The following is a 7349-nucleotide window of genomic DNA, read 5'->3' as shown; positions in this document are numbered from 1 at the left end:
ATGCTAAGATAATGGAAGAGTATATTATAGTCAAAAAAGTTAGAATTTTTCAACAGCTTTTTGATAAAGACAGTATAGATAAAGAAGAGAAAAATCATATACAGAATAATTATTCCATGTATTTGATGATAGAAGACGGTGGAAAACACAATGTATTACGATGTAGTGAATCATTAATAAGAGATTTTGGTATTGAATGTGAATTACCTGAGTTGCAAGTAGCTGAATTGGTTGAACTGCTAACACAGGAGGTTTTTAAAGAAAATTTGAATGAGGCAAAGACATTTAACGTTGAACATAGGATAAAAATCGGAAAAGTAGAGATGCCGTTGTTACTTGAAATTGTTCCACAGAGGAGAATGAGCAAAACATTTATATTTATAAAAGGGTATAAGATGGATGAAAGTAAGAATACAGAGGATTTGCTAAGTTATTCCATGCAATACAAACGTCTATTTCACTCTTCCTATTATGGTATCTGCAATGTGGAGATTGAGAAGGGAAAGAAAAAAAGACTTGGTCTGATAAATGAATATTTAAGAACGATAATTCAATTAAATTATAAAACATGTGATGAATTCTTGGAATTGCCAGTATTAAAAGATGTTATAGTGCGAAGGGTTATGCAACATCAAACAATTACATTGCGGGAAAATAAAGAGAAAGAAAAACAATTTATATTGTGTGCATTTCCTGTCTTCTTTAATGGGATTATTACTACAATTCATATATGCCTGTTTCAAGAAGAGAAAAAAAGAGGGGGTGAATTGCTAACATCGTTGACGAAGAGAGAAAAGGAGATTCTTTCTTTGGCATCGAAAGGGTTAACAAACCGCTATATTTCTGAAAAACTTTCAATTACAGAAGGAACTGTAAAGAAGACAATTTATAGAGGATATAAAAAGTTGAATATTGCTACAAAGTTAGAACTTGTCGAACTGTTTCGTGAAATGGAGGAGAGAGTCGAATTTCAATGAGTAATATAGAAAAATAATTATAATTAATACGATATTTTTTGAATTTGATAGATATAAAACGATATTGCATCTTTGAAGTGTAACAATTTGCCAACTATGTGTGTATTTATTTGAATAACAATATATGGTAAATTAATAATGCTTACGAAATAAAAAATAATGTACAAGTAAAGGATGCGATAGGAAAATGGCTGAAAAAGTGGTATTTATTGAGGAGTTAAAGTACAATGTCATGTACAAATTAACAAAAATGAAGAAAGACTTCGACGAATTGGGAGTCGTAGAAGTTTTCGGAATAACGGTATGTCAAGAAGGATATGAAGATTCTGATAAGGAACATTTATGTTGCAAATTAGAAGATATCTCATCAGATGAGATGGTAGCGAGGGAGATTTTTGATAAAGTTTCGTTACATAAGGCATTACCGATACATATGAAAGACATAGTAGAAGATTGTATTTTAAGTTGAAATTGTAATCGGAAGGTGGGAGACCTGAAGACTTACAAATATTTAATTTAAATGATATTATAAAAGTTGGTATAGTAGATTGGGAGACCTACTATGCCAATTTTTTTAATTCATAGGAAAATACGTCCTATGAATTAAAAAATCGCTCCGCTATGGATGCGCACTCGCTTGAGAAGTGGATGTCGCTTATGCGACTACGCTCGGCGCGAGAGTTTGCTTTGCAAACTCTTTATTCTTATTTTTTAGGTCTTACAAAATATTGTGTATGCAATAATTCATGTGCTTTGTGGCTTAATGGATAATCTAGATATTTGTCATAAATCTCTTGAATGGTTGGATTTTCATGAGAACGACGTAATGGGAGTGAGCGGTCAATTGCATTAAGGCCTTCCATTCGTTTCTCAAGAATCTCTTTACGATTTTTCGTTTTCGGTTGCCCACCTCCACCGACACAACCACCAGCGCAAGCCATGATTTCAATAGCATGGAAGAATTCTTCACCAGAACGAATCTTATCTAACATCTTTTTTGCTTCTCTTAAACCATGTGCTACACCAATTCTGAGTGTTAGATAATCATCAACTTTAATCTCACTACATCGAAATCCATCCCATCCTCGAAGGCACTCGAATTCGATATCATAAGTTTTATCTGTTATTTGTTCAAGTGCAGTACGTGTTGCGGCTTCAATAACGCCACCAGTACGGCCAAAGATAATACCAGCTCCAGTATATTCACCCATGATTGAATCAATTTCTTCATCCTCAATTTCTTGTAGGTTAATACCAGTATCTTTGAATATCTTAATTAATTCCCTAGTTGTTAATACATAATCTACATCATAGTTTAAGTCTCTTGAAAATTCTGGTCGTGAAGCTTCGTATTTTTTAGCAATGCAAGGCATGATTGCGACAGAAGTAACTTCATAGCGTGCTAAATTATGTTCTTTGCACCAGATATCCTTGGCAACAGAGGCAAACATCTGCATAGGCGATTTGGTAGAAGAAGGAACATCAAGCATATCAGCATAGTTTTGTTCGATAAATTTTACCCAAGCTGGACAGCAAGAAGTTAGTATTGGCAGTTTGACAGTTTCATCGCCAGCAAGATAACGCCTTAACCTATCGGCAAGTTCGGCTGCTTCTTCCATAATGGTCAAATCGGCTGCCCATGTTGTGTCGAATACATAATCTACACCAAGTGCTCGTAACCCTGCAGCAATCTTTTTCTCTACATTTACTCCTGGTTCGAAACCAAATGCTTCACCGATTGTAACACGAACGGAAGGAGCCATCTGCGTAATAACAAGTTTGTTTGGCGTTGCTAAATCACGAAGAAAGAGAAGGCTGTTGTCACCATAAGTTATTGCATTAACAGGGCATTTCGTTACACAAGCGCCACAATGTGTACAACGTGTATAGTCAATATCATGTTGTTCTTTTAAATCACCATTGATACAATCAACAGGGCAGACACTATTACATGCATTACAACCAATACATTTTTCAGTAATAAGTAGTTTTATGAGATGATGGCACTGAGAAGTGTAACAGCATTTATCTTCAATGTGGTCGACGATTTCATCGTAAAAATGGTGTATGATTTCCTCTGTAACATTATGCTTTTTCTTTGCGACTTGAATTACGGTATTAGATAACTCACGGAGGAAGAAGATATCTCTCATATTGGAACGTCCTTTGGCTATTCTGTCAAATATCTTGTTCATAGACCTAAGTTCGTTTTGAATAGGGATATACCTTGGTATTGCTCCAGATCGAATCTGCCCATACAGATAATCGAGATAGAACTTGGCATATTGTATGATACAATCTTCGCTTGATAGTATAATAATACTTCGTCTAATACCAGGTTCAAATAAAGAAAAATCAAAAGGTTCTTTTAAGTTTGTTGTTGTTAACAGACAACCAAAAGGCATACCAAGCTGTGCAGCTTTGAATGTACCATTTCCAATAAGCCCACCAGCTAAAGCTATGATATCTTCTAAAGTTGCGCCTTCAAACACCTCAATAATTCCAGGTGATTTTACTCTTCCTGAAACAGCTAATAGATTCGTGTAATTTTGTGTAATCTCATCTAATGTATCATCATTAAACACGGTAAAGACAGAGCCGAGGGAACTTTGAAGTAATTTCTGTTTGTTATTTTCCATTGTTTTGTTTACTCACTTTCTATCATTTCCTTTTATTATTTGATATGTGTGATAACTATATGCAAGGTTGTTTTATAAAAAAATAAAAATAGATAAAAATTATTGTTGACATTTAAGATTAAAAAGAATATATTATATAACATATTAATCATATAAGTTAAGTATGAATTATAGAGTATATAGGTTTAAAAATGAATGAGCCGAATAGTTTTACAGAAACAAACATAAATTTAGTATATTGATATGTTTGAATTAGGATAAAGGGGGAGAGTATTTCATGGACATAGAGGTAATACAAAATTATATTCCACTCTATGTGGAAGCCGCTAAGTTAACAATACGTTTAGCTGTGATAGGAATTTTAGGAGCAATTATTGTGGGATTTGTATGTAGCATCATTCGTTATTACAAATTTCCAGTTATACATAGAGTAATTGGAGGATATATTGAGTTATCCAGAAATACACCATTACTAATTCAGTTGTTCTTCTTATATTTTGGATTGCCTAAGCTTGGGATTATTATGAGCTCAGAAACGTGTGCGATTGTAGGGTTAATCTTCTTAGGTGGAAGTTACATGTCAGAGGCATTTCGCAGTGGATTAGAGGCGATACCTAAGATACAAGAGGAATCGGGATTGTCTCTTGGACTTACAAGATGGCAAGTAGTACAGACAATATTATTACCACAGGCAATTATGATTTCTATGCCAGCATTTTTAGCAAATATTATTTTTTTAATAAAAGAAACTTCTGTTTTTAGTGTAGTTGCATTAGCGGATTTGATGTATGTAGCAAAGGATTTAATTGGACTTTATTATCAGACAGATGAAGCATTGTTTTTGTTGGTAGTTGCCTATCTGATTATACTGCTTCCGATATCTATTATATTTACAATTGTGGAGAGGAGGCTAAAACGTGTGGCAATCGGCAATTGATGTATTGTTTCAGGGGAGGAATTTTGTACGTTTATTAGAAGGGCTTTGGGTTACTGTTAGAATTTCGTTATTGTCAGTCCTATTGTCCATTGTTCTTGGAATCCTACTAGGATTTATAATGACGAGCAAGAATCCGGTTATTAAAGTAGTAACAAAGTTATATTTGGAATTTGTTCGTATTATGCCACAACTGGTTTTGCTGTTCTTAGTCTACTTTGGATTAGCTAGAACGTTACAGGTGAATTTATCAGGAGAGTTTTCAGCAATTTTAGTATTTACAATATGGGGAACTGCAGAGATGGGAGATTTGGTAAGAGGGGCACTCGAATCAATTCCAAGACATCAATATGAGAGTGGAAGAGCGTTAGGATTAAGCGAGAGACAATTGTATATGAGCGTTATATTACCGCAAACATTTCGCAGATTACTACCGCAGGCAATGAACCTTGTAACTCGTATGGTTAAGACAACTTCATTAATTGTTTTAATTGGAGTTGTTGAAGTGGTAAAAGTAGGTCAGCAGATTATAGAAGCATCTAGGCTGACAGCACCTGGTGCAGCATTGGTAGTGTATACAACAATATTTTTTATGTATTTTATTATATGTTTTCCGCTTTCAAAGATTGCGGGGAGATTGGAACAACAATGGAAAGATTAGAGGTGAGATATGTATGAGTGCAGAAAAGAATGAAACTATATTGCAAATTAAAAATATAGAAAAAAGATATGATACTACGAATATTTTGAATGATTTGTCATTAGAAGTGAAGAAGGGGGAAGTCGTTGTAATACTTGGGCCTTCTGGTTGTGGAAAAAGTACATTGCTTCGATGCATCAACGGATTAGAAGATATTCAAGCTGGTGAAATTATATTGAATGGTGAAAATATTCGCCAAAGTAAGCAGAAGATGCATACGGTTAGACAAAAAGTCGGTATGGTATTCCAAAGTTATGATTTGTTTCCACATATGAATATTATAGAGAATATTACGCTAGCACCAGTGAAAGCGCAAGGAAGAAAAAAGGAAGAAGTGCATAAGGAAGCAGAGCAGTTATTAGAACGTGTTGGTTTGCTTGATAAAGCATATGCATATCCAAGACAACTTTCTGGTGGACAAAAGCAAAGGGTTGCCATTGTAAGAGCGCTATGTATGCAGCCAGAGATTATGTTATTTGATGAAGTTACAGCAGCACTTGATCCAGAGATGGTAAGAGAGGTATTAGATGTAGTGTTAGAACTTGCAAAGCAGGGAATGACAATGTTAATTGTTACCCATGAGATGTCTTTTGCAAGAGCAATTGCAGATAGAATTATATTCTTAGATGAAGGTTTAATTGTGGAAGAGTCCGAACCAGAGGCATTCTTTACAAATCCAAGTACAGAGCGTGCGAGGAAATTCTTAGATGTGTTTTCTTTTGAGAAGGTACATAATAGTGAGACTCAGAAGATAGGAATATCCTAATTAAGAAGCGAACTACGGGAGTATGCTATTTAAAAAATGTAATTTTCGTGTATTTTTCAGACACGCGTTTGTGTTCACTGTAGGGCTAGCTAAAAAGTTGAATGATTTATTTTATTCGCAAAAAGGAAAAGAGTTAATTAACTTATAGTTATTAAATAAAAAAGGAAAAGAGGAAAAGAGTATGAAAAAAAGAGGAACAATTCAAAAGAAATTAATTTTAGTAGTAACACTAGCGTTGGTATTAGCAATGGGGTTAACTGCTTGCGGAAAGAAATCTTCAGATGGAGATTCAAAATCAACAGCAAGAACATTACAAGAGATAAAGGATAGCAAAGAAGTTGTGATTGGTGTATTCTCAGATAAGAAACCATTTGGATATGTAGATGAGAATGGAACATATCAAGGTTATGATGTTTATTTTGGAAACCGAATTGCCGAAGACCTTGGCGTTACAGTAAAATATGTTCCTGTAGAAGCAGCAAGTCGTGTAGAATATCTACGTTCTGCAAAAGTGGATATCATTCTTGCTAACTTTACAGTAAATGAAGAACGTGCGAAACAAGTAGATTTTGCTCTTCCTTATATGAAAGTTGCATTAGGAATTGTTTCACCAGATAGTGCACTTATTACAGACCCAGAACAGTTAAATGGAAAAACTTTGATTGTTAGTAAAGGAACAACTGCTGAAACATATTTTTCAGAGAATTACCCAGATATTAAACTTCTAAAATTCGACCAATATAGTGAGGCATATAATGCTTTATTAGACGGAAGAGGAGATGCATTATCAACAGATAATACAGAAGTACTTGCTTGGGCACTTGAAAATGCAGGATATTCTGTTGGTGTAGATGCACTTGGAAATCAAGACACAATTGCTGCAGCAGTACAAAAAGGGAATACAGAATTACTTAATTGGATTGATGATGAGATTCGTTCTTTAGCAGACGAGAATTTCTTCCATAAAGCTTATGAAGAAACATTAGCACCAGTTTATGGTGATGCAGCAGACCCAGATAGCTTGGTAGTAGAGGGTGGACAGGTAGAATAAATCTTATTTGTAAATATTAAAAATGGGTACTTGAAAAAATCAAGTACCCATTGTATAATCAAATTAGAAAGGTTATCGGAATTGAATTTCCGATTGCCCTCAGTACAAAATGTTATTTATTAAAATAGCATCCTATCGGGCTGAAGTGAACCCCATTTGTTAGACACAAAAGTCTAATGAAAGGGGTTTATTTTTATGGGTAAAAAAATATATAGCACAGAACTAAAGCTTGAAATTGTTCAACGTTATCTACAGGGTAACATAGGAGTCGCACAGTTAGCA

Annotated in this window: 7 protein-coding genes; 6 read left to right on the top strand and 1 reads right to left on the bottom strand. The window is 34.4% G+C overall.

The annotated features are described in order from the left end of the window. Positions 1 to 977, top strand: a 977-nt coding sequence (locus RMR19_RS16225) for a response regulator transcription factor (protein WP_310604547.1), incomplete at its 5' end; no start/stop codon positions are given. A 187-nt stretch (positions 978 to 1164) separates the two neighbouring features. Then, on the top strand, positions 1165 to 1446 hold the full coding sequence (locus RMR19_RS16220; protein WP_310604546.1) for a DUF6514 family protein: 282 nt from the start codon (positions 1165 to 1167) through the stop codon (positions 1444 to 1446). Between the two features lie 235 nt (positions 1447 to 1681). Here RMR19_RS16220 and RMR19_RS16215 read toward each other — a convergent pair whose 3' ends face one another. Continuing rightward, positions 1682 to 3616 carry a [FeFe] hydrogenase, group A gene (locus RMR19_RS16215; protein ID WP_310604545.1) on the bottom strand — a complete coding sequence of 645 codons (1935 nt, stop codon included), beginning with the start codon at positions 3614 to 3616 and terminating at the stop codon, positions 1682 to 1684. A 277-nt stretch (positions 3617 to 3893) separates the two neighbouring features. Here RMR19_RS16215 and RMR19_RS16210 point away from each other — a divergent pair, with 277 nt between their 5' ends. From RMR19_RS16210 to RMR19_RS16195, 4 genes are all read left to right on the top strand, one after another. Beyond that, on the top strand, positions 3894 to 4553 hold the full coding sequence (locus RMR19_RS16210) for an amino acid ABC transporter permease (protein WP_310604544.1): 660 nt from the start codon (positions 3894 to 3896) through the stop codon (positions 4551 to 4553). Beyond that, on the top strand, positions 4534 to 5211 hold the full coding sequence (locus RMR19_RS16205) for an amino acid ABC transporter permease (RefSeq protein ID WP_310604543.1): 678 nt from the start codon (positions 4534 to 4536) through the stop codon (positions 5209 to 5211). The genes RMR19_RS16210 and RMR19_RS16205 overlap by 20 nt, the downstream gene beginning before the upstream one ends. 13 nt (positions 5212 to 5224) lie before the next feature. Continuing rightward, positions 5225 to 6016, top strand: coding sequence for an amino acid ABC transporter ATP-binding protein (locus tag RMR19_RS16200; RefSeq protein ID WP_310604542.1), 792 nt, complete (start codon positions 5225 to 5227; stop codon positions 6014 to 6016). Positions 6017 to 6197: 181 nt separating this feature from the next. After that, entirely contained in the window at positions 6198 to 7067 is an 870-nt protein-coding gene (locus RMR19_RS16195) for a cysteine ABC transporter substrate-binding protein (protein ID WP_310604541.1), read from the top strand. Positions 7068 to 7349: the final 282 nt, after the last annotated feature.

The organism is Anaerosporobacter sp. (assembly GCF_031551385.1).
Classification (GTDB): Bacteria; Bacillota; Clostridia; order Lachnospirales; family Lachnospiraceae; genus Anaerosporobacter.
Note: the sequence above shows the minus strand (reverse complement) of the source record. Positions and strands in the feature narration are given on the sequence as shown.